The following is a 22717-nucleotide window of genomic DNA, read 5'->3' as shown; positions in this document are numbered from 1 at the left end:
CCAATGCCGATGCCACCCCGTTGATGCCGCATGCGACCGCCGCCTGGCTGGTCGACAACACCGGCCTCACCTTCGTCCAGATCGCCGATTATTGCGGCATCCATATCCTGGAAGTGCAGGCGATCGCCGACGAGACTGCGGCAACCAAATATACCGGCCGCGATCCGGTGCGCGCGCATGAACTGTCGATGGAAGAGATTGAAAAGGGTCAGAACGACCCCGAGTATAAGCTCAAGATGACCAAGCAGGCGCAGGATACGATCCGCCGCACCCGCGGCCCGCGCTACACCCCGGTCAGCAAGCGCCAGGACAAGCCCGACGGCATCGCCTGGATCCTGAAGAACCATCCCGAAGTGTCGGATGGCGCGATCGGCAAGCTGATCGGCACCACGCGCAACACGATCGCGGCGATCCGCGACCGCAGCCACTGGAACAGCTCGAACATCGTCGCCAAGGATCCAGTGACTTTGGGTCTTTGCTCGCAGCGCGAACTCGATGCGCTGGTGTCCAAGGCTGCGAAGAAGGCGGGCATCAAGGCCCCCGAAGACAGCCGTTTCGAGGGTGACCGCGAAGCGCTGCTCGAAGAGCTGCGCGCCGAACGCACCGCCGCCAATGAAGCGCGCGCCGCCGAAGAAGCCAGCGAAGCCGCCGGTAACGACGAAACGGCGGCCTGACGCGTGGTCGGCGCTGGGGCGTCGGGTCACGATGAGGACAATATTCCGGCGGCCAGCGGCTCGCCGGATGCCTCGCTGACGCAGGACGACAGCTTTACCGCGACGAGCCACGCCGGGCTGACCTATCCGTGGGGCGAAGCTGCGCCCGCGACGGGCGAGACGATCCGTATCGCGCCGGGGATCAGCTGGGCGCGCATTCCGATGCCGGGGTCGCTCGGCCATATCAACAGCTGGCTGCTCGACGATGCCGACGCGGATGGCGACGGCGTCGCGATCGTCGATACCGGAATCTGTCTGACCATGTGTTCGGACGAATGGAAGGCGCTTTACGCCGGCGCGCTGAAGGATGTGCGGATCACCCGCGTCGTGGGCACGCACTTGCACCCCGACCATATCGGCCTTGCCGGCTGGATTGCGAAAAAGCTCGACGTGAAGCTGTGGATGACGCGTGGCGAAATGTTGACCGCGCGGGCGATCGTTGCCGACACCAGCGAGACAGTGCCCGACGAGGTGCTGGTGCAATCGCGTGCCGCGGGCTGGGACGATGCGGCGATCGAGCGTCAGAAAAGCGAAGGCTGGGGCCGTTTCGGCATGATGGTCTATCCGCTGCCGCGGTCCTATGTGCGGATGAAGGACGGCGACGTCGTCGACATGGGGGCGCACCAGTGGCGCGTCGTCACCGGATCGGGGCACAGCCCCGAACATGCGTGTCTGTGGAACGAGCGCGAGGGCGTGCTGGTGTCGGGCGACCAGGTGTTGCCGCGGATCAGTTCGAACGTATCGGTCAATATCACCGAACCCGACGCCGATCCGCTGGGCGAATGGCTCGACTCGATCGACAAATTGCTCCGCGTCCTGCCGTCCGACCTGATTGTCTGCCCGGCGCATGGCGAGCCGTTCAAGGGTTTGCACGTCCGCCTGATGGCGCTGCGCGACGAGCATCGGATGCGGCTCTATAATCTGGCCGAGTCGATCGCAAAGGCGCCGATGCGCGCAGTCGACAGCTTTCCTTTGCTGTTCAACCGCCCGATTGGCGCGCATAATCAGGGACTGGCGACCGGCGAGGCGCTCGCGCATCTGAAGCGGCTTGAGGTCGAAGGCCGGGTGAAGCGCGAAGATCGCGACGGTGTGTGGTGGTATCACGGGGTAGCGTGATGCGCCGGACACGGTCACTGGCGATCCTGCTTGCGGCGGGGGCCTCGATGATGGCGCCGCCGACGGCTTTGGCAACGGATACGCCCGCAGCCGACGAGACCAATGATGAAATCATCGTCACTGCGCGCCGTTCGGGCGCGCCGATGTGGACGATCCAGACCTCCGCCGGGGTGGTCATCCTTGTCGGCGAAATCGCCGAGGTTCCCAAGGCGACGCTGTGGCGCCCCGAACGGCTGGAGGGCGCGACCGACCGCGCGCAGCGCGTCATTCTGGGGACCAAGGCGAAAGTGTCGCCCGGTGATATTTTTCGGCTGATCTTCAAGGGCGGCGGGCTTGTCAAATTGCCGAAAGGGCGCGTCGCGGCGGATTATCTGGACGCGGGCCAGATGAAACGGCTGCAGGCGCTCGAGAGCCGCTTCGGCCAAAATTATGCGCGGCAGAATTTCCTGATGACGGCGTTCGACCTGCTGTCGAAACGCCTTTCCTTCAACAAGGATACTGCCGACGACGCGTCCGACGTCGTGCGCAAGGCGGCGCGCCAGTCGAAAATTCCGACCCAGCCCGTCGGCGAGGTGCGCGGTGAGGATATGCTCGACAATCTGTTCGCGGCCGCGCCCGAGACGCATATTCCGTGCCTGGAGGCGGCGATGGAGGCGACCGAGGCCGGGGGCGACATTGTTATCGAACGCGGCCGGGCGTGGACCGAGTTTGACGTGCCCGCGGTGATGGCCAGTCCGCTCGAGGAAGCGCTCGGGCGCTGCTGGCCGTGGACGAATGATGGCTTCGGGTCGGAGCTGCGCCAGATCTGGGTTGGAGCGATCCACGATGCCACGGCGCAGCCGGGCGTCACTCTCGCGGTGGTTCCCTTACGTGTTCTTGCCGAGAAGGACGGTGTTCTCGATCAGCTAAAAAATCGGGGGCTGCCGGTCAACGGACCGGTCTGGCAGTAGCTACTGCGGCCGTTGCATGATCCAGTTGAACGCTATCGCGTTGAAAATCGTATAGAGGCCGTAAAGCAGCAGCGCGGTGAACCAGTTGCGGGTCGCGATCGCCATGGCGCCGACGAGCAGCAGAAACTCGAAAATATAGGTGGCGTGCGGTCCGATCTTGTCGGCGAGCGGCCTGACCATCTGCTGGACCAGCGGATCGTCGCTTTCCATGAAGGCACGGTGCATCGCGAAATTGCCGACGCCGGCGCAGAAAATGGCGATGATCGCGATCCACATCGTTCTGCAAATGGGGCAGGCGGGGTGGAAATGCCAGCGGTTTTGGGGTTATAGGGACTATCGGCGCGGCCCAAGCCCGCACGCCGATGATCGAACGAAACCGGACCCTCCCCCAAAGAAGGACTCCTCGATGACCGCTCTCCCCCGCCTCGCGGCGCTTGGCCTGCTGTTCGGCGTCGCCCATCCCGTCCACGCCCAGCTTGCTCCGCCGGTGCGCGCTATGCTCGACGCCGCGATGGCGAGCGGCAACGCCGCCGATGTCGAGATGGTCGGCGAATTAGCGAAGCGGACCAATCCGGCCGATCAGATCGAAATCGACCTGTTGCTGGGCTTTTACGAGCGCGGCCTTCCGCCGCTTATCGAAGTAGCGGTGATCCCGCCGCCCGATCCGGTGCGCGTCATGCTCGACGCGGCGATCGCCAGCGGCAAGGATAGCGATGTCGAGGCGGTGGGGAAGCTTGCCAAGGCGGCGAGCCCCGAGGATGTCGCCGAAATCGATATATTGCTCGCCGACTATCGCGCCGAGCGAAAGCGGTTGAAGGACGAAGCCGCGGCGGCCGAACGTGCCCGGCTGGCAGGAGCCAAATTCTGGCAATATTGGAAGGGCGAGGGGCAGATCGGTGCTTCGCACAGCGGCGGCAATAACAAGTCGACCGGATTTAATGTTGGCGTGGCGCTGGCGCGCAAGGGGATCGACTGGAGCCAGCGGATGCGGGCGCAGGCCGACTATCAGCGCACGAGTGGCAGGACGACGCTGGAACGCTATCTGGTCGAATATGAGCCGCAGGTAAAAGTCAGCGACCGTGCCTTTGCCTTTGGCCTCGGGCGTTGGGAGCGCGACCGGATGCTCGGCTATACCGCGCGCTGGAACGCGTCGGGCGGGCTCGGGTACAAGGTGATCGACAGCAAGGCGATGTCGCTGAACCTGAAGGCGGGGCCGGCGTGGCGGCAGACCGACTTCGTCCAGACCGGCCGGGACAGCGAAATCTCCGGGCTCGCCGGACTCGACTTCGGCTGGCAAGTGTCGCCGACCCTGCGCCTCACACAGACCGCCTCGACGATCGTCGGCGAAAGCAACACCTCGACCAGTTCGCTGACCGCGCTCAACGCGAAACTGACCGGCGGATTGTCGGCGCGCATCGCCTATTCGGCCGAAATCGCTTCGCACCCGCCGGCGGGCGTCGAGAATGTCGACACGCTGACGCGCTTTACGTTGGTGTACGGATTTTAGGGCGAGGCGGGGGCCGGGCGGCCGTTGAGACCCCGGCTTTCGCCGGGGTGACGGTGATAGAGTGGGCGGTTATGCCTTCTCCAGCAGTCCTTCATCCTTGATCCGCTTTTGCCATAGCGCGGGGGCGTTGACGTGGACATTCTGGCCTTCGCTGTCGACCGCGACGGTGACGGGGAAGTCCTGCACCTCGAATTCGTAGATCGCTTCCATGCCGAGATCGGCGAAGCCGACGACCTTGCTGCCCTTGATCGCGCGTGCGACAAGATAGGCGGCGCCGCCGACCGCCATCATATAGGCGCTCTTGTGCTTCGCGATCGCCTGCGTCGCGGCGGGGCCGCGCTCGGCTTTGCCGACGCAGGCGAGCAGGCCTTGATCGAGCATCATGTCCATGAACTTGTCCATGCGCGTCGCGGTCGTCGGGCCGGCGGGGCCGACGATTTCCTCGCCGACCGGATCGACCGGGCCGACATAATAGATGACGCGGCCCTTGAACTCGACGGGGAGCTGTTCGCCCTTCGCCAGCATGTCGGCGATGCGCTTGTGCGCGGCGTCGCGGCCGGTGAGCATCTTGCCGTTGAGGAGCAGCCGGTCGCCCTGTTTCCAGCTCGCGACGACGTCGGGGGTGAGCGTGTCGAGGTCGACGCGGATCGCCGCCTGATCGGGCTTCCAGTCGATTTCGGGATAATCGGCGAGCTTCGGTGCTTCGAGGAACGCCGGCCCGCTGCCGTCGAGTGTGACATGCGCGTGGCGCGTCGCGGCGCAGTTCGGGATCATCGCGACGGGCTTCGACGCCGCGTGGGTCGGCCAGTCGGCGATCTTGATGTCGAGCACGGTCGCGAGGCCGCCGAGCCCCTGCGCGCCGATGCCGAGGGCGTTGACCTTTTCATACAGCTCAATGCGCAGTTCCTCGGTCGGGGTTGACGGGCCGCGTGCGAGCAGTTCGGTCATGTCGATCGGGTCCATCAGCGACTGTTTCGCGAGCAGCATCGCCTTTTCGGCGGTGCCGCCGATGCCGATGCCGAGCATGCCCGGCGGGCACCAGCCCGCGCCCATTTGCGGGACCATTTCGAGCACCCAGTCGACGATGCTGTCGGACGGGTTCATCATCTTGAACTTCGACTTATTCTCGCTGCCGCCGCCTTTGGCCGCGACGTCGATATGGACCTTCGCGCCGGGGACCATTTCGACGTTGAGTACCGACGGGGTGTTGTCCTTGGTGTTGACGCGGCTGAACGCCGGGTCGGCGAGGATCGAGGCGCGGAGCTTGTTTTCGGGGTGGAGATAGGCTTTGCGGACGCCCTCATCGACGACCTGCTGCAGGCTGCGCGGGCTGTCGAGGCGGCAGTCCATGCCCCATTTGATGAAGACGGTGACGATGCCGGTGTCCTGGCAGATCGGGCGGTGCCCCTCGGCGCACATGCGGCTGTTCGAGAGGATCTGCGCCATCGCATCCTTGGCGGCGGGCGACACTTCGCGTTCATAGGCGGCACCCAGCGCGCGGATATAGTCCATCGGATGGAAATAGCTGATGTACTGGAGCGCGTCGGCGATGGTCTCGATCAGGTCGTCTTCGCGGATGGTGACAGTATTCATGGGTGCAGCCCTCTTTGTCCGTGGTTCGGATTCGCCGTCTCCCTAGACCCGGGGCAGGGCGATGGTCCAGAGCCTAGCGGGAAAGGCGCGCGCCATGGGGTGCCGGGGGGCTTAGCCTATTGGCACTCGGCGCATTTGCCGCGCACTTCGATCACCGGGCGTTCGGCGGCAAAGCCGGTTGCGTTGGCGGCGGCGCGGACGCCGCCCGAGACCGCGTCATTATCGACATGCACCGCGCTGCCGCAGCTGTCGCAGATCAGGAAGATGCAGTCGTGCAGGCAGCCGGGGTGGCTGTTGGCGACGAAGGCGTTGGCGCTTTCGACCCGGCGGACGAGGTTGTTTGCTACGAACAGGTCGAGGATGCGATAGACGCTGTTCGGCGCGACGCGACGCCCACGTTTTTGCGAGACGATGTCGGCGATTTCATAGGCGCTGGCTGGCTTGCCGATTTCGGCGACGGCGTCGAAAATCTGCGCGCGCATGTCGGTCCACGCCTCACCCGCGCCTTCGAGCGCGGTCTGCGCGGCCTTGGCGAGCGAGGCGCCGCTGGCCTCGACGTGCGGATGATCATGCTTACCCATGGCGTTGTCCTTGGGCGCGGGAAATCCCGTGCCAACTCTGGGCTTAATGTAGGCTCTTTAGGGGATGCCCGCAAGCGGCGGACCGGAGTGTTTGGGGCTGCGGCCTAGTTTCGCGCGCGGCGATTGAGGTCGTGCCCGAGCGCGACGACCGCGACGCCGATCATCGTGGCGAGCACTTCGCTGCCGTCATGCGGCCGCGCCAGCGCGCCCGCCATCATGCCAAGCCCGAAGCTGCCGACGGCAAACGGCATCATATAGCCGTGGGTGAGCACGCCCGAGACGAGGGTGATCAGCGCAAAGCCGATGGCTACGATCAGGCCGATCTCGTGGAACAGGTGATTTTCAAGAAATACCCCGCCGACCGAGGCGATCGAGGCGAAGAAGATCGTCGTTGCGAGGCAGTGGACGAGGCACAGGCCCGATAGACCCATCGCCAACTGGTCGCCGCTGAGCGCGGTCAGTGGCCGCGAATCGCGCGCAGCCCGAACCACCGCGCCGAGGCGCGTCAGGACAGGGGCAGGGCTGGCGACTTGGGTCACCCGATTCTCCGTTCAACGACAATGGAAGTTGATATGGCATAACATGTCAAAGGTTACAACGTCTCATGGCGCAATTCTTCGCTTTCGCTGAACAGGTGGGCGGGGCAGGATGGGTTTCTGAAAACATTGGGGGATGTGGGAATGACTGGTCTGACCGAGCCGCTGACGTTGCCATGCGGCGCGATCTTGCCGAACCGGATCGCCAAGGCGGCGATGACGGAGGGGATGGCAACCCCCGACGGGCGGCCGACCGCGGCGCTCGAGCGGCTTTACGGCTTATGGTCCGACGGCGGGGCGGGGCTGTTGATCGGCGGCAATCTGGTCATCGACCACGACCATCTGGAGCGGCCCGGCAATGTCGTGATCGACAGCGCGCCCGACGCGCAGATGATGGCGGCGCTGACCCGCTGGGCCAAAGCCGCGACGCGCGGCGGCAATCATTTTTGGGCGCAGATCAGTCACAGCGGGCGGCAGACCCCCGCGGTCGTCAACCGTCATCCCAAATCGGCGTCCGACGTCAAACTGGCTTTGCCCGGCGGCCAGTTCGGTCAGCCCGAGCCGCTGACCTTGGACGAGATCGCCGATCTGGTAAGGCGCTGGGCGGTCGCGGCGAGGGCGTGTCAGGATGCGGGCTTTACCGGGGTGCAGGTCCACGCCGCGCATGGCTATCTGATGTCGCAGTTTTTGAGCCCGCTCTCCAATCATCGGACCGATGAATATGGCGGTGGCCTCGAAAATCGGGCGCGGCTGTTGTTGGAGGTGATAGGTGCGATTCGCGCGGCCGTCGGACCCGGATTTCCGGTCTCGGTCAAGCTCAACAGCGCCGATTTCCAGAAGGGTGGCTTTGATTTTGAGGATAGCCTGACGGCCGCCGGCTGGCTCGAGGCGGCGGGCGTCGACCTGATCGAAATTTCGGGGGGCAGTTATGAACAGCCCAAATTGCTCGGCATCGAGGGGATGGAGGAAAGCGCGGCGCAAAATGTCGCGCCGTCGACGCTGGCGCGCGAGGCTTATTTCGTCGATTTCGCGCTGGCGATGCAGGCGTGCGTGACGGTGCCGTTGATGGTCACCGGCGGCTTTCGCTCGCGCGCCGCGATGGAGCAGGCGCTGGCGGGCGGCGCGGCCGATGTGATCGGGCTCGGCCGCCCGATGTGCCTGATGACCGACGCACCGAAGCGCTTGCTGGAAGGGGCTAAGCAATTGCCGCGTTATGAGGATGATCGCGGGCTGTTGCCTGGTTGGCTGGGCTTTCTGCGCCGGTTTCAGCTGGTCAAGGCGGTCGATGGTTTTGCAGGGATTTACTGGTTTTATCAGCAGCTCTGGCTGCTCGGTCGCGATGGGCGCGCCGATGAAGGACTGAGCGTCTTTTCGGCCTTACGCACGCTCGAGGCGCGCAACAAGGCGATCATGAAGGCGCGGGGGTAGGTGGAGGCGTCCCTATCCCGTTCGTGTCGAGCGAAGTCGAGACACCCATCGTAGGTGCATGCCTTAGCGGCATCTCGACTTCGCTCGATGCGAACGGGAAAATGGGAATCGCCAAACTCTAGGCCCCTTCCTCCGCGCGCAACGCCTTGCGGTCGAGCTTGCCGATCATCGTCTTGGGCAGGTTCAGGCGTACTTCGACTGCGTTCACCCGTTCATGCTTGCCGAGCTGCGGGTTCAACCATGCGGTGAGCGCTTCGCCCGAAATGTTGAAGCCGTCCTCCAGCGTCACGAACGCCTTGGGCGCCTCCCCGCGATAGGCGTCGGGGACGCCGAGGACGATCGCTTCCTTGACTGCCGGATGTTCGTAGAGATGCGCCTCGATCACGCTTGGGTAAACCTTGAAGCCACCGACCGCGATCATATCCTTCAGCCGGTCGACGATGCGGACATATTTATCGTCGTCGATCACCGCGACATCGCCGGTGCGCAACCAGCCGTCGACGGTGAAGCTGTCGGCATCGGCACCGGGCTGGTTCCAATAGCCCTTCATGATCTGCGGTCCCTTGACCACCAGCTCGCCGGGTTCGCCCGCGGGGGCGTCGCGCGACGGATCCTCCTTGTCGACGAGGCGCAGATGGGTGGCGGGCAGCGGCTGGCCGATCGTGCCGGGCTTGACTGGGCCTTCATAGGGGTTGGTCGAGACCACCCCCGAACTTTCGGTGAGGCCATAGCCCTCGACGAGCGAAGCGCCCGTTGCGGTGACGAATTTCTCGCGCAGTTCGGCGGGCATCGGCGCGCCGCCCGAGATGCAGATGCGCAGACTGGAAAAATCGGTCTTGGCGAGATCGGGATGGTCGAGCAGCGCCTGATACATCGTCGGGACGCCGGGCAGGGCGGTGGTCTTGGTGCGCGTGATCGCCTGCAACGCCTGTTTGGCGTCGAAGCGCGGCAGCATCGCGATCATCCCGCCGTTGAGCACGGTGCGGTTGAGGACGCAGGTGTTGGCGAAGACATGAAAGAAGGGCAGTGCGCCCAGGATGCGATCGCCCGCCTCATGATCGGGGTCGATGGCATTCACCTGCCGCGCGTTGGCGGTCAGATTCTGGTGGGTCAGCATCGCGCCCTTCGGCGTGCCGGTGGTGCCGCCGGTATATTGGATCAGCGCAATGTCCTTTTCGGCGTCGATCGGGACCGGCGCGGGCTGGCCGTCATTGTCGATCAGCGTTGAAAAACGGATCACGCGCGGGTCGTCGGGAAGCGCCGCGACTTCGTCGCGCTTGAACAGGCGATAAAGGACCGACTTGGCGGCGGGCAGACCGCCGGCGACCGATCCGACGATCAGCTGGCGCAGGCTCGATCCGTCGAGCACTTTCAGCGCGGTCGGGAGCAGCGCGTTGGCGCTGACCGTGAACAAAGTGTCGGTGCCCGAATCCTCGACCTGCGCTTCCAGCTCGGCGACCGTATAGAGCGGCGAGAAATTGACCACCGTCGCCCCGGCGGCGAGCGCGCCATAATAGGCCGCGACATAATGGGGCACGTTGGGGAGGAACAGGCCGACACGGCTACCCTTGCCGACGCCACGCTGTTGCAGGCCCCGCGCGACGCGGGCGACTCCCCGGGCGACTTCGGCATAGCCATATTGCCGCCCGAGAAAATCGAGCATCGGCGCATCGCCGCGCCGCGCAACGCTCGCCGCGAGCATGTCGGGCAGCGATAGTGGCGCGAACAACTGGTCCCAGTCCGTCGGATGATGATAATCGGTCGACCAGTCGTAAGGCGTGTTCATCGGCGCAAATTGTCCTTCTGTTACGAGGGCGGGTTCCTGACACTAAGGTAAGTAAGCGCGCTTCGCAATCGGGGCGACGCTTGCGGCGCTGCGCGGTGGCGGCTAGGCAGGCCGCAGGTTATTTTCAGGGGATTTGCCATGTCGCGCCTGTCGCCGCAATTTGCTGTATTGTTCGCCATTCTCGCTGGCGCCGCTGCGCCTGCCGTCGCCAAGGACAAGGAGGCGACGATACGCCCGGCGCAGATTCAACAGCTTTATGGTTGCCGGGATCTGACCGATCCGATGGCGCGCCTCGCCTGTTTCGATCGGGAGGTCGGCGAACTGGCGGCCGCAGATGCGGCAAGCGAGATCCGCTTTGCCGACAAGGAAACGAGCCAGGCGGCGCGGCGCGGACTGTTCGGTTTTTCGATCCCCAATCTCGACCGCCTGTTCGGCGCCGACGAAGAAAAGGTGGACGAACAGCTGCAAACGACGCTCAAGGCCGTCTCGACCAACGAGCTTGGGCGGTATCGCCTGACGCTGGCGGACGGGGCGGTGTGGGTCCAGATTGAGGATATGGGACTGATTCGTCCGCCGCGCGTCGGACAGACGATAGAGATTAAAAAGGGCGCGATCGGCAGCTTTTTCGGCAAGGTTGACGGAGGGCGTGCTATCCGGATTCGTCGCGAGCGCTGACCGCCGGGTTTGGGTAAACAGGCGACGCCGTCGGGGCGACGCTTGCGGCATGGGGTTGCTGCGGCTACTCCGTTCGAAATATCGGCAAGGGGATGGCTATGTCGGCATTGCAGCGACCGCGTTCGATGATGTTAGCGGGGGCGTTTGCGCTGCTCGCACTTCCCTGGGCACTGCTTGCTGCCAAGGAGGCCGCAAAGGAAAAGGAGCTGGCCCCCGTTCCGGCGCAGGTCCAGCAACTCTTCAACTGTCGCGCTGTCGCCAATGGTGACGGGCGCCTTGCCTGCTTCGACCGTGAGGTTGCGGCGCTGCAACAGGCGCAGGTCGCGCGAGATATCCTGTTCGTTGATCGCGTATCGGCACAAAAAGCGCGTCGCGGTCTGTTTGGACTCGATCTGCCCGATTTTAACATTTTCGGTGACGGCGATGTGGATAAGGTCGAAAGCGTCGAAACCAGCGTTGCATCGGCTTCCCCCACCGCCGACGGCGGCTATCGCATCGCGATGGCCGATGGATCGGTCTGGGTACAGATCGACAGCAAGCGCATGCCGTTGGCGCCGCGCCCTGGACAGAAGATCCGAATTAAGGCGGCCTCGCTCGGAACCTATTTTCTCAGTCTCGAAGGGCGCCCCTCCATTCGCGTTCGTCGCGAGCGCTGACCCCGCGTTTTTGCGAGGGGGCGTTTTGACAAGCCGATGATGGATGCGCCTGCGATTCCTGTTCTGAAAACGGGCTGTCCGCCCTTCGTCCTGCTTGACGACGCACGGTCGGACGGGGCCGTGCCGGCGCGTTTGTTTCGCGACCCGGTCGAGGTGCTGAGCGCGACGACCCTGGCCGAGATTCCAGCGTTGCTCGATGCGTTGGAGAAGGCGCAGTCGCACGGTCTCTATGCCGCCGGTTATCTGGCCTATGAGGCGGGGAAGGCGCTTGCGCCTGCGTGGCGCGGTGCGGTCGATGAAGGCGGCGGCGGCAATGCGCCGCTGGGCTGGTTTGGCCTGTTCGAGCGGGTCGAGCGGATCGAGGCCGATGTCGTGGCCGATCTGCTCCCCGATCCGGCCGGGGCATGGATTGGCGGTGTTAAGCCGCGGATCGAACGCGCCGGCTATGAAGCGGCGGTCGAACAGGTGCTCGGGCTGATCCGCGCCGGCGATATTTATCAGGCCAATCTGACCTTTCGCGCCGATGTCGCCATGCTGGGCAATCCGCTCGCCGCCTATGCGCGGCTGCGGCGGACGGCGCGCGCGGGCTATGGCGGTTTCATCTGGACGGGCGCGCAGGCGATCGCGTCGCTGTCGCCCGAACTCTTCTTTGCGCTGAAGGGTGGCCAGGCGATGGCGCGGCCGATGAAGGGGACCGCGGCGCGGCAGCGTAACCCGGAGGCCGACGCGCGCGCCGCGCGCGAGCTGGCGGAGGACCCCAAGCAGCGCGCCGAAAATCTGATGATCGTCGACCTGATCCGCAACGATCTGTCGCGCGTTGCGGTGCCAGGGTCGGTCGCGGTGCCCGACCTGTTTCGCGTCGAGAGCTTTCCGACGATCCATCAACTGGTGTCCGACGTCAGCGCGCGTTTGCCCGAGGGAACCGGCGCGGTCGACATGCTGTGCGCCGCCTTTCCCTGCGGTTCGATCACCGGCGCGCCCAAGGTACGGGCGATGGAGATTATCGACACGCTGGAAGAAGGCGCGCGCGGACTGTATACGGGGTCGATCGGCTTCATCGAGCCGGGGGGGGATGCGGCGTTCAACGTCGCGATTCGGACATTGGTATTTCCGTATTCCAATGACTTGCAGGATGGGCGGTTGTCCGCCACGCTGGGTCTGGGGTCCGGAATCGTTGCCGACAGCGTGCCCGCCGAAGAATGGCGCGAATGTCTGGCCAAAGGGGAATTTGTGAGCGCAGCGGGCGAAAGCTTCGACCTACTCGAAACGATGTTTTTCGATCCGGTCGATGGCGTCCAGCGACTCGAGGGGCATTTGGCGCGGCTGACAGCGAGCGCGGCGACGCTGGGCTTTCGGTTCGACCGCCACGGTGCGCGCAACAGCCTGCAATCGGCGACCTTTCGCGTGCGCGGCGCTGCGCGGGTGCGGATGCGGCTTGCGCCGTCGGGTGCATTGGCGGTCGAGGTGTCGCCGCTGCCGCGGCTCGCCGAATTGCCGGTGCCGGTCGCCGTTAGTCCTGTGCCGATGGCGCCGGACGATTTTCGCCTCGCGCACAAGACCAGCCAACGTGCCGCCTATGATGGCGCGCGGCGCGAAAGCGGGGCGGCCGAGATTGTCTTTATCGACGAACCGGGCTTTGTGACCGAGGGCAGCTGGAGCAATATTTTCGTCGAGCGCGACGGTATGCTCCTCACCCCGCCGCTGTCGCTCGGGCTGCTTCCCGGCGTGCTGCGCGCCGAACTGATCGACAGGGGACGGGCGGTCGAATCGCATCTGCGCCTTGCCGATCTGGGCGAGGGGTTTTTCATCGGCAATTCGCTGCGCGGGCTGATCCCGGCGCGGTTGATCGAGGACGCCTAGCTCCCATCCGGCGAAAATCGCTTCGCATTCGTAAATTGTCTACCGCATCCCTTGCCTAATCGGGTGGGACGCGATAGGCGCGGCCGCGCGCAATTTTCTGCCAATTTCCTGTCACCCGCCCTCTCGCAAGGACGCTTCGCCATGTCGACTTTCAAGCCCCATGTCTCGGCCGCACTCGGTCGTATCCAGCCTTCGGCAACGCTCGCAATGACCGCGCGCGTGACCAAGCTGAAAGCGGACGGCGTTGACGTGATTGGGCTGAGCGCCGGCGAGCCCGATTTCGACACGCCCGACTTCGTCAAGGAAGCGGCGATCGAGGCGATCCGCAACGGCCAGACCAAATATACGCTGGTCGACGGCACCGTCGCGCTGAAGGACGCGATCCGCGGCAAGTTCCGCCGCGACAACGGCCTCGACTTCGGTCTCGACCAGATCAGCGTCAACGTCGGCGGCAAGCACACTCTGTTCAACGCGCTGGTCGCGACGGTCGATGCGGGCGACGAGGTGATCATCCCCGCGCCTTATTGGGTCAGCTATCCCGACATCGTTGCTTTTTGTGGCGGTACGCCGGTGATCATCGAGGGCACTGCGGCGCAGAATTACAAAATCACCCCGGCGCAACTCGACGCCGCGATCACGCCCAAGACGCGCTGGATCATGTTCAATTCGCCGTCGAACCCGTCGGGCGCCGCCTATTCGCCCCAGGAACTCGACGCGATCGGCGAAGTCGTCCGCCGCCATCCGCATGTGATGGTGATGGTCGACGATATGTACGAGCATGTCTGGTACGCGGATTTCGCCTTCTCGACGCTGGCGCAGCGCTGCCCCGACCTGATCGACCGCATCCTGACCGTGAACGGCTGTTCGAAGGCCTATGCGATGACCGGCTGGCGCATCGGCTATGCCGGCGGCCCGGCGTGGATCATCAAGGCGATGGCCAAGCTGCAGTCGCAATCGACGTCGAACCCCTGTTCGATCGCGCAGGCTGCCGCCGCCGCCGCGCTCGGCGGACCGCAGCAATTCCTCGACGACCGCAACGCCGCGTTCAAGAAGCGCCGCGATATGGTCGTCGCGATGCTCAACGACGCGCCGGGGCTCAACTGCCCGACCCCCGACGGTGCTTTCTATGTCTATCCCGACGCGAGCGGCTGCATGGGCAAGAAGACCCCCGACGGAAAGCTGATCGACAGCGACGAAGCGCTGATCGACTATTTCCTCGACTCGGCGCGCGTCGCCGCGGTCCACGGCGGCGCCTTTGGCCTGTCGCCAGCGTTTCGCGTTTCCTACGCGACGTCGGAAGCGGTGCTCAAGGATGCCTGCGTGCGCATCCAGCAGGCATGCGCCGCGCTGGCATAAGGGAGATTTCGGTCGGTATAGATATTCTGTACCGACCGGTCTTGTAATTGCGGTCTTCATCGCCCATTTGGGACATGAACGACGGTTAAGCGCCCGGTTCACCGTATAGTAAGCCTCGATGCCTAAGGTGATGGACATCACTGCACGGCTGGTTGGGGCGTGCCATATCGTCGGTGTGAACAGGGCGGCCTTGGCCGCAAAACCGGAAGACAGAAAAAAGGGCTCTCCCCATGCTTGCCACGCTCCGCTCCGACTGGTTCCTGACGATGCTCGCCGGCTTTGCCATTGGCGGCCTGATCGTTGCCTTCCAGCATCCGGCGCTTTCGCTGCCGCTTTGACGGCGCGGCGTCGCCATTTCTCTTCGCGCGCCTTCGCGGCGCTGCTCATTGGCGCGATTGTCGCCCAGTGCGCCCCGGCGCAGGCCGAGGGTGTCGTCCAGCTTCCTGCCGCAGCCGTCGATCCCGCCGTTAAAGCTAAGCGTGCGACCGCAATTCTTGCGGGCGGGTGCTTTTGGGGCGTCGAGGGCGTCTTTTCGCATGTAAAAGGCGTGATCTCTGTCGAATCAGGCTATCATGGCGGCAGCGCGGCGACCGCGCGCTATGAGCTGACGCACGACGGCACATCTGGCCATGCCGAGGCGGTACGGGTCACCTATGACCCGACCCAGCTCAGCTATGGCACCTTGCTGCGCATCCTGTTTTCGGTGGTCGCCGATCCCACACTCAAAAATCGCCAGGGCCCCGATACAGGCTCGCAATATCGCGCCGCGATCGTCCCGATGGATGCGGTTCAGCGCCAGGTCGCGACCGCCTATCTGGCGCAGATCGGCAAGGGCAAATATTTCGCCAAACCCGTCGTCGTTCCGATCGAAAGCTATAAGCGCTTCTATCCCGCCGAGGCGAGCCACCAGGATTTCATGCGCCGCAATCCCTCGAACGGCTATATCCTGCGCTGGGATGCACCGAAGCTTGCGGCGCTGAAACGGCTTTATCCGGCGCGGGTGCGGGCCAAGCCTGCGCCCTGAAAGGACGCGGGTTCCGTCACTGGTCGTGACAGAGGAATCGTTCACCGCAAAACGCTGGCTCCCCCCGGCCGTGTGCGGGACGAATGGCACTGCCGATAGGGCGGGGATAAGAGATGACGGTCGCAGCCGTGGGGTTTGAATGAAGGTCCAGTTTTCCGGCAAGCCAATGCTTGCCATGGTGATGGGTGCTGTGATGCTCGCGGGTTGCGTCAGCAGCGCCGCGATCGTGCCTACGCCCAGAGAGGCGCCCCGTGCAGTGCCGCCGGTGACGCGCGGGCCCGGCGGATCGGTTTCGATGCCGATCGGGCAGCCGGTGCGCTCTGCCACCCCCGCACCCCGGGGAACGATGGACCCCGGTTTCCGCCGCCCACCGGCCGGGCTGAACGATCGAATTACCCAGCTTTGGAAGGCTTTCCCCGGCAAGACCGGGATTGCGGTTCAGCGGATCGACGGCGAATGGGCGCTTTCGCAGCGCGGCGAGGATTTGTTTCCGCAACAGAGCGTATCGAAATTTTGGGTGGCATTGTCCATCCTCGACGCCGTGGATCAGGGACGGATCCGCCTCGATCAGCCGGTCCGCATCGGTCGCGAGGATCTTACCCTGTTCTACCAACCGCTCGCTGCGCGTGTTCAGGCCGAGGGATCGGTGACGATGAGCGTCCGCGAGCTCATTGAAACCGCGATCACCCACAGTGACAATACCGCGAACGACAGCCTGCTGCGTACTGTGGGCGGGCCCGAAGCGGTACGCCGCTTCATTTCGAAAAAGGATCTGGGGGCGATTCGTTTCGGCCCGGGCGAGCGCTTGCTGCAAAGCGGTACCGCCGGGCTGACCTGGCAGCAAAGCTACTCGGTCGGCCGCGCGTTTCAGGCCGCGCGCGCCGCGCTACCCGAAGCGAAGCGCAAGGCGGCGATGGATGCCTATCTCGCCAATCCGGTCGATGGCGCGAGCCCGGCGGCAATCGCCAGTGCCTTGACCCGGCTCGCGCGGGGCACACTGCTGTCGCCCGAATCGACCGAATATCTGCTCGACGTGATGAGCCGCACCCGGAGTGGTCCGCGGCGGCTGAAGGCTGGTCTTCCCCCCGGTTGGCAATTTCTCCACAAGACCGGAACTGGGCAGGATTTCAAGGGTATGACCGCCGGTTACAATGATATCGGCATCGCGACGGCGCCCGATGGAACCCGCTATGCCATCGTGGTAATGCTTGGCAGCACGACCTCGCCCATTCCCGCCCGCATGGCATTGATGCAGGCGGTTTCGGGCGCGGTCGCCGAGTTTCACGGAAGGTAGAATGACAATATGAAATGGGCCGCTCTTCCCTTGCTGACCCTGCCGCTCGCGCTCGCCGCCTGCGCGACTCCCGAGGCGCGGCTGCGCACCGGGCTGGTCGACGCCGGCCTGTCGCAACCGATCGCCGCATGCATGGCTGAACGCATGGTCGACCGGCTGTCGCTGACCCAGCTGCGTCGCATCGGTTCGCTGGCCAGCCTGAAGGACAAGCGCGTCGATAATCTGACGCTGACCCAGTTCACGCGCAAGATTCGGGCGCTTCGGGATCCCGAGATTTTGACGGTGACGATCAGCTCCGCCGCAGTCTGCGCGTTCAACTAGGTCACATTCGCACGCGGCCGGACGCCGCAGCCCTTTCATCATCGTGAAAGAAACGCTGGCCTGATCGGTCTGGCTTGTCGGCGCACAAGATAATCTGGGCGCCGTAGGGGTAGCCTTGCCGCGAAACTTGTGCTTAGGCGGCGCCAATTCTCCCCGCCCCAGACTCGAAAGGCCCGGCAGACCTCATGAACATTCACGAATATCAGGCGAAAGAACTGCTCGCAAAATTTGGCGTCGCGATCCCTAAGGGCATCGCTGCGATGAGCGTCGAGGAAGCCGTTGCGGCGGCGAAGCAGCTCCCCGGGCCGCTTTATGTCGTCAAATCGCAGATCCACGCCGGCGGCCGCGGCAAGGGCAAGTTCAAGGAACTCGGTCCCGACGCGAAGGGCGGCGTTCGCCTGGCGAAGACGCTCGAAGAAGTCGAAGCGCACGCCAAGGACATGCTGGGCAACACGCTGGTGACGATCCAGACCGGCGATGCCGGCAAGCAGGTCAACCGCCTTTACATCACCGACGGCGCCGACATTAAGCAGGAATTCTACCTCGCTTTGCTCGTCGACCGCGCCACCAGCCGCATCGCGGTCGTCGCGTCGACCGAAGGCGGGATGGACATTGAAACCGTCGCGCACAACACCCCCGAAAAAATCCACACGATCGTCATCGATCCCGCCACGGGCCTTCAGCCGCACCACGGCCGCAGCGTCGCCGCGGCGCTCGAGCTGTCGGGTGATCTGGCCAAGCAGGCCGCCAAGATTCTTGCTGGCCTCTACAACGCGTTCCTCGCGACCGATGCCGAGCAGATCGAAATCAACCCGCTTGCCGTGTGCGAAGGCGCGAATGGCGACGAACTGCTGGTGCTCGACGCTAAGGTCGGCTTCGACGGCAATGCGATGTTCCGTCACAAGGATATCGCCGAGCTGCGCGATCTGACCGAAGAAGACCCGGCCGAGGTCGAAGCGTCGGAATATGACCTCGCCTACATCAAGCTCGACGGCAACATCGGCTGCATGGTCAACGGCGCCGGCCTTGCGATGGCGACGATGGACATCATCAAGCTCCACGGCGCCTTCCCGGCCAACTTCCTCGACGTCGGCGGCGGCGCGACCAAGGAAAAGGTCACCGCGGCGTTCAAGATCATCCTGAAGGACCCGGCGGTCGAGGGCATCCTCGTCAACATCTTCGGCGGTATCATGAAGTGCGACATCATCGCCGACGGCATCGTTGCCGCGGCGAAGGAAGTGAATCTTTCGGTTCCGCTCGTCGTCCGCCTCGAAGGCACGAACGTTCAGGAAGGCAAGGATATCCTTGCCAATTCGGGTCTGCCGATCGTGGCGGCCAACGACCTGGGCGACGCCGCGAAGAAGATCGTCGCCGAGGTCGCCAAGGCGGCCTGAAACCTCATCAGCCCCTCCCCACCATGAGGGGGGAGGGGTGAGGTTGACGTTTACGTAAACCGCAATTATGACGCGGTGCACAATTTCTCGAGAGGAGCTTTTGAAGCCATGAAAATCCTCGTCCCCGTAAAGCGGGTGCTCGATTATAACGTGAAACCGCGGGTCAAATCCGACGGTACGGGCGTTGACCTCGCCAATGTCAAAATGTCGATGAACCCGTTCGATGAGATCGGTGTCGAAGAAGCGATTCGTCTGCGCGAAAAGGGCGTGGCGACCGAAGTCGTCGCCGTGTCCGTCGGCCCGGCGAAGGCGCAGGAAACGCTGCGCACCGCGCTCGCCATGGGCGCCGACCGCGCGATCCTCGTCCAAACCGACGATGCCGTCGAACCGCTGGCGCTTGCGAAAATCTTCAAGGCGATCGCCGACGCCGAACAGCCCGGTCTTGTCATCCTTGGCAAGCAGGCGATCGACGACGACAACAACCAGACCGGCCAGATGCTCGCAGCCCTGACCGGCTGGGCGCAGGGCACTTTCGCCAGCGCGGTCAATGTCGATGGTGATCATGTCAATGTGACCCGCGAAGTCGACGGCGGCCTCGAAACGGTGAAGCTCAAGCTTCCCGCGATCGTCACCACCGACCTTCGTCTGAATGAGCCGCGTTATGCTTCGCTGCCGAACATCATGAAGGCGAAGTCGAAGCCGCTCGATACCAAAACCCCTGCTGATTATGGCGTCGATACGACTCCGCGCGTCAAGACGCTCAAGGTCAGCGAGCCGCCGGTTCGTTCGGCTGGCGTCAAGGTCGCCGATGTCGATGAACTGGTTGCCAAGCTGAAAGCGATGGGAGTGCACTCATGAAAACGCTCGTTTGGGTCGAACATGACGGCAAGGCCGTCAAGGACGCGACGCTCGCGGTGGTCACCGCGGCGTCGAAGCTCGGCGAAGTCCATCTGCTCGTCGCCGGTTCGGGCGTCGATGCGGTCGCCAAGGAAGCCGCCGGCATCGCCGGGGTCGGCAAGGTGCATGTCGCTGACAACGCCGCCTTCGGTCACAATCTGCCCGAAAATGTCGCGCCGCTCGTCGCCGAACTGATGGGCAGCCACGACGCCTTCCTCGCGCCCGCGACGACGACCGGCAAGAATATCGCGCCACGCGTCGCCGCGCTGCTCGATGTGATGCAGATTTCGGAAATTCTGTCGGTCGAGGGTCCCAAGACCTTCACCCGCCCGATCTATGCCGGCAACGCGATCGCGACCGTCGAATCGTCGGACGCCAAGCTGGTCCTCACCGTGCGCGGCACCGCGTTTGACAAGGCCGCGACTTCGGGCGGTTCGGGTACGGTCGAAGCCGTGGGTGCAGGCAGCGATGCCGGCATTTCGAGCTTCGTCGGCGCTGAAATCGCGAAGTCGGAGCGTCCCGAGCTGACCTCGGCCAAGATCATCGTGTCGGGCGGCCGTGCGCTGGGTTCGAGCGAGAAGTATGAAGAAGTCATCGTCCCGCTCGCCGACAAGCTCGGCGCCGCGCTCGGTGCTTCGCGCGCTGCGGTCGATGCGGGTTATGTCCCCAACGATTATCAGGTCGGCCAGACCGGCAAGATCGTGGCGCCGCAGGTCTATTTCGCCATCGGCATTTCGGGCGCGATCCAGCATCTCGCCGGGATGAAGGATTCGAAGACGATCGTTGCGATCAACAAGGACGAGGACGCCCCGATCTTCCAGGTCGCCGACTTCGGCCTCGTCGCCGATCTGTTCAATGCCGTTCCCGAACTGACCGGCAAGATCTGATCCGCGATTGCTCCGGCCTGCGCCGGATAGCGTGAGTATAACAAAGCGGTCGTGGGCGATGCCCACGGCCGCTTTGTCGTTTCGGGCGCGTCGCCAAATTGTCATCGACATGCGCTTGAGCATCGCTCACGAACGCCCATCGTGGGCGGAGGAGGCTTTTCATGTCGCAGTCGGACAAGCGCACGCTGATCGCCGAGGGGCTGGCGGCGGGCGACGATGATGCCGCGTTGCACGCGCGGTTGGTTGCGGCGGGAGTCTCCGGGGCGTCGGCGAAATATGAGATTGAGCGGCTGGCGAAAGACCCGCTGGCGGCGGCGCTGCGGTTGCAGGCGGCGCGCATGGCGAAGCAGGGCTGGCTGCTCGCCAATCAGCAGCGGCTGGCGTTCGAGGCCGATGGCGGCTTTGCGCTCGATACGCTGGAGCGACCCGATCCCGATCATTTCTATCGCCACCACTATGAGGCGAACCGCCCCGCGAAGCTGACCGGGCTGATCGATCATTGGCCCGCGCTCGAGCGCTGGTCGCTCGACCATTTTGCGGCCGCCGGTGGCGACGCGGTGGTCGAGGCGCAGGTCGAGCGGACGCGCGATCCCGCCTATGAACTGGCGAAGGATGACCACCGCCGCCTGATCCGCTTCGCCGAACTGATCGACTGGCTCCGCAAGGATGAGGCGAGCAACGATATTTACCTCACCGCCTATAACAGCGGCACCAATGCAGCGGCGCTTGGCTTCCTGTGGGACGATCTGGCGCCGATCGATTTGCTTGACGATCGCGGAGGCCGCGACGGCTTTTTCTGGCTGGGGCCGCGCGGCACACTGACGCCGTGGCACCATGACCTGACCAACAATCTGCTGGTCCAGGTGCTGGGCCGCAAGCGGGTGCGGATGGCGCCGCCCTGGGCTTTTGGGCGGATGAAGAACCGCCTTCATTGCTTTTCCGACTGGGGCAATGAAGCGCTGCCCGCCGGGGTGGGTGACGCCGACACGCCGCCGGTGCTGGAGGTGGTGATCGGCCCCGGCGAAGCGATTTTCCTGCCCGTCGGCTGGTGGCATCAGGTCGAGGCGCTCGACCTGTCGGCGAGCATGAGTTTCACGAGCTTTCGGAGATCCAATGCCCATGCCGGGGATTATGTGTCCTACGGTGCCATCGGCTGAGATTGCCTTTCCGATTCCAGCCTATAAGTTCGGTGCCTCCGAAAAAGAGGGTTGTGGGAGAGGATTGTGATGCATCGTCGTGCTGCTCTTACCGGACTTGCCGCAGCTGTGGCCATGACGATGCCGGCCTATGCCGGCGAACCCTTGCGGTTGTCCCCTTCGTCTGACTGGCACATCAATTATGCCGACGATAGTTGCCGCCTGGCGCGGTCGTTCGGAACCGGCGATGAAGAGGTCGTTCTCGTCCTCGACCGCTTTCAGCCGGGACCGAAGGTTGGCATGACGCTTACCGGTCAGCCGGTGAAAGTCCGCAGCGAAACGCGCCGGATCACCCTTCGCTTCGGTCCCAACGACCCGGCGTTCGAAAAGGGCTTCACGACCGGATCGCTCGACAATGGAAATGCGGCGCTGATCGTCGACGGCAATCTGTGGATCACGGGGTACGACCCGGCCCGTGCCGCCCGGGAGAATGAGGGAAAATCGCTCAAACAGCCAGATATTGATCCGGCGCTTTACGCCGCGATCCGTTTTCTCGAGTTGCGGATCGTCGGCAAGCAGGCGATCCATCTGGAAACGGGTTCGATGATGGCGGCAGAACAGGCGCTGGCCGCCTGTACCGACGACCTGCTGCGGGGATGGAAAATTGATGTCACAGCGCATCAGAATTTGTCGCGCCGGGCGACTCCGGTGGGCGAGCCGGAACAATGGCTGAACAACAGCGACTATCCGCCCGAGATGCGCGCGCGCGGCTATCAGGGCCTTGTCCATTTTCGTCTGATTGTCGATGCGGCGGGCAAGCCCGCCAGCTGCCATATCCAGCAATCAACGCGGCCGGTCGAGTTTGACGAGGCGGTGTGCAACGGAATCATGCGCCGCGCTGAATTCGAGCCGGCGCTCGATGCGATGGGTAAACCGGTGGCTTCCTATTATCTGAATCGCGTGCGTTTTCGCATGTAACGCATCACCGATGCGAAGGCGCCACACCG

22 protein-coding genes are annotated in these 22717 nt (G+C 64.1%); 17 read left to right on the top strand and 5 right to left on the bottom strand.

Annotated features, from left to right (window positions below; all coding sequences use genetic code 11):
- Positions 1 to 23: 23 nt before the first annotated feature.
- Genes CDQ91_RS11710 through CDQ91_RS11700 form a run of 3 tightly spaced genes read left to right on the top strand, consistent with a single transcriptional unit; the run spans position 24 to position 2779 of the window.
- Entirely contained in the window at positions 24 to 674 is a 651-nt protein-coding gene (locus tag CDQ91_RS11710) for a DUF1013 domain-containing protein (protein ID WP_088472958.1), read from the top strand.
- A 3-nt stretch (positions 675 to 677) separates the two neighbouring features.
- Positions 678 to 1829 (top strand): MBL fold metallo-hydrolase, encoded by a 1152-nt coding sequence (locus CDQ91_RS11705; protein WP_088472905.1) that lies wholly within the window; start codon positions 678 to 680, stop codon positions 1827 to 1829.
- Entirely contained in the window at positions 1829 to 2779 is a 951-nt protein-coding gene (locus CDQ91_RS11700; protein ID WP_237245952.1) for a TraB/GumN family protein, read from the top strand. The genes CDQ91_RS11705 and CDQ91_RS11700 overlap by 1 nt, the downstream gene beginning before the upstream one ends.
- On the opposite strand, the gene CDQ91_RS11695 is transcribed toward CDQ91_RS11700, so the two are convergent.
- Positions 2780 to 3055: a hypothetical protein gene (locus CDQ91_RS11695; RefSeq protein WP_088472904.1), complete on the bottom strand. Its 276-nt coding sequence runs from the start codon at positions 3053 to 3055 to the stop codon at positions 2780 to 2782.
- Between the two features lie 130 nt (positions 3056 to 3185).
- Between CDQ91_RS11695 and CDQ91_RS11690 the strand changes: the two genes are divergently transcribed.
- On the top strand, positions 3186 to 4286 hold the full coding sequence (locus tag CDQ91_RS11690) for a DUF481 domain-containing protein (protein ID WP_237245951.1): 1101 nt from the start codon (positions 3186 to 3188) through the stop codon (positions 4284 to 4286).
- A 69-nt stretch (positions 4287 to 4355) separates the two neighbouring features.
- Here CDQ91_RS11690 and CDQ91_RS11685 read toward each other — a convergent pair whose 3' ends face one another.
- The 3 genes from CDQ91_RS11685 to CDQ91_RS11675 all read right to left on the bottom strand — a co-directional run bounded on the left by CDQ91_RS11685 (position 4356) and on the right by CDQ91_RS11675 (position 6999).
- Entirely contained in the window at positions 4356 to 5879 is a 1524-nt protein-coding gene (locus tag CDQ91_RS11685; protein WP_088472903.1) for a fumarate hydratase, read from the bottom strand.
- Positions 5880 to 5995: 116 nt separating this feature from the next.
- Entirely contained in the window at positions 5996 to 6460 is a 465-nt protein-coding gene (locus tag CDQ91_RS11680; RefSeq protein ID WP_088472902.1) for a Fur family transcriptional regulator, read from the bottom strand.
- Positions 6461 to 6564: 104 nt separating this feature from the next.
- On the bottom strand, positions 6565 to 6999 hold the full coding sequence (locus CDQ91_RS11675) for a MerC domain-containing protein (protein ID WP_088472901.1): 435 nt from the start codon (positions 6997 to 6999) through the stop codon (positions 6565 to 6567).
- Between the two features lie 141 nt (positions 7000 to 7140).
- Between CDQ91_RS11675 and CDQ91_RS11670 the strand changes: the two genes are divergently transcribed.
- Complete coding sequence (locus CDQ91_RS11670) at positions 7141 to 8424, top strand: NADH:flavin oxidoreductase/NADH oxidase family protein (protein ID WP_088472900.1); 1284 nt, start codon at positions 7141 to 7143, stop codon at positions 8422 to 8424.
- A 118-nt stretch (positions 8425 to 8542) separates the two neighbouring features.
- Here CDQ91_RS11670 and CDQ91_RS11665 read toward each other — a convergent pair whose 3' ends face one another.
- Positions 8543 to 10210, bottom strand: coding sequence for an AMP-binding protein (locus CDQ91_RS11665; RefSeq protein WP_088472899.1), 1668 nt, complete (start codon positions 10208 to 10210; stop codon positions 8543 to 8545).
- 138 nt (positions 10211 to 10348) lie between these two features.
- Between CDQ91_RS11665 and CDQ91_RS11660 the strand changes: the two genes are divergently transcribed.
- The 12 genes from CDQ91_RS11660 to CDQ91_RS11605 all read left to right on the top strand — a co-directional run bounded on the left by CDQ91_RS11660 (position 10349) and on the right by CDQ91_RS11605 (position 22688).
- Positions 10349 to 10885, top strand: coding sequence for a hypothetical protein (locus CDQ91_RS11660; protein ID WP_088472898.1), 537 nt, complete (start codon positions 10349 to 10351; stop codon positions 10883 to 10885).
- A 98-nt stretch (positions 10886 to 10983) separates the two neighbouring features.
- Positions 10984 to 11541, top strand: coding sequence for a hypothetical protein (locus CDQ91_RS11655; protein WP_088472897.1), 558 nt, complete (start codon positions 10984 to 10986; stop codon positions 11539 to 11541).
- A 39-nt stretch (positions 11542 to 11580) separates the two neighbouring features.
- A complete protein-coding gene (gene pabB / locus CDQ91_RS11650; RefSeq protein ID WP_174688502.1) occupies positions 11581 to 13401 on the top strand; it encodes an aminodeoxychorismate synthase component I in 1821 nt (606 codons plus the stop codon).
- Positions 13402 to 13542: 141 nt separating this feature from the next.
- Positions 13543 to 14757 carry a pyridoxal phosphate-dependent aminotransferase gene (locus tag CDQ91_RS11645; protein WP_088472896.1) on the top strand — a complete coding sequence of 405 codons (1215 nt, stop codon included), beginning with the start codon at positions 13543 to 13545 and terminating at the stop codon, positions 14755 to 14757.
- Positions 14758 to 15091: 334 nt separating this feature from the next.
- Complete coding sequence (gene msrA / locus CDQ91_RS11640) at positions 15092 to 15781, top strand: peptide-methionine (S)-S-oxide reductase MsrA (protein ID WP_088472895.1); 690 nt, start codon at positions 15092 to 15094, stop codon at positions 15779 to 15781.
- Positions 15782 to 15920: 139 nt separating this feature from the next.
- Positions 15921 to 17075: a class A beta-lactamase gene (gene bla, locus CDQ91_RS11635; protein WP_088472894.1), complete on the top strand. Its 1155-nt coding sequence runs from the start codon at positions 15921 to 15923 to the stop codon at positions 17073 to 17075.
- 9 nt (positions 17076 to 17084) lie between these two features.
- The gene (locus tag CDQ91_RS11630; RefSeq protein WP_088472893.1) at positions 17085 to 17396 is read left to right on the top strand and encodes a hypothetical protein; all 312 of its coding nucleotides are present in this window, start codon (positions 17085 to 17087) and stop codon (positions 17394 to 17396) included.
- Between the two features lie 185 nt (positions 17397 to 17581).
- Positions 17582 to 18790: an ADP-forming succinate--CoA ligase subunit beta gene (sucC, locus tag CDQ91_RS11625; protein WP_088472892.1), complete on the top strand. Its 1209-nt coding sequence runs from the start codon at positions 17582 to 17584 to the stop codon at positions 18788 to 18790.
- A gap of 108 nt (positions 18791 to 18898) precedes the next feature.
- Positions 18899 to 19648, top strand: a complete 750-nt coding sequence (locus tag CDQ91_RS11620; protein WP_088472891.1) for an electron transfer flavoprotein subunit beta/FixA family protein — start codon at positions 18899 to 18901, stop codon at positions 19646 to 19648.
- On the top strand, positions 19645 to 20574 hold the full coding sequence (locus CDQ91_RS11615) for an electron transfer flavoprotein subunit alpha/FixB family protein (RefSeq protein ID WP_088472890.1): 930 nt from the start codon (positions 19645 to 19647) through the stop codon (positions 20572 to 20574). Before CDQ91_RS11620 ends, CDQ91_RS11615 begins: the two co-directional genes overlap by 4 nt.
- A gap of 161 nt (positions 20575 to 20735) precedes the next feature.
- On the top strand, positions 20736 to 21731 hold the full coding sequence (locus tag CDQ91_RS11610) for a cupin-like domain-containing protein (protein WP_088472889.1): 996 nt from the start codon (positions 20736 to 20738) through the stop codon (positions 21729 to 21731).
- Positions 21732 to 21800: 69 nt separating this feature from the next.
- On the top strand, positions 21801 to 22688 hold the full coding sequence (locus CDQ91_RS11605; protein ID WP_088472888.1) for an energy transducer TonB: 888 nt from the start codon (positions 21801 to 21803) through the stop codon (positions 22686 to 22688).
- Positions 22689 to 22717: the final 29 nt, after the last annotated feature.

The sequence above is a fragment of the Sphingopyxis witflariensis genome (assembly GCF_002205635.1).
Taxonomy (GTDB): Bacteria; Pseudomonadota; Alphaproteobacteria; order Sphingomonadales; family Sphingomonadaceae; genus Sphingopyxis; species Sphingopyxis witflariensis.
This window is presented reverse-complemented; position numbering and strand designations above follow the sequence as displayed.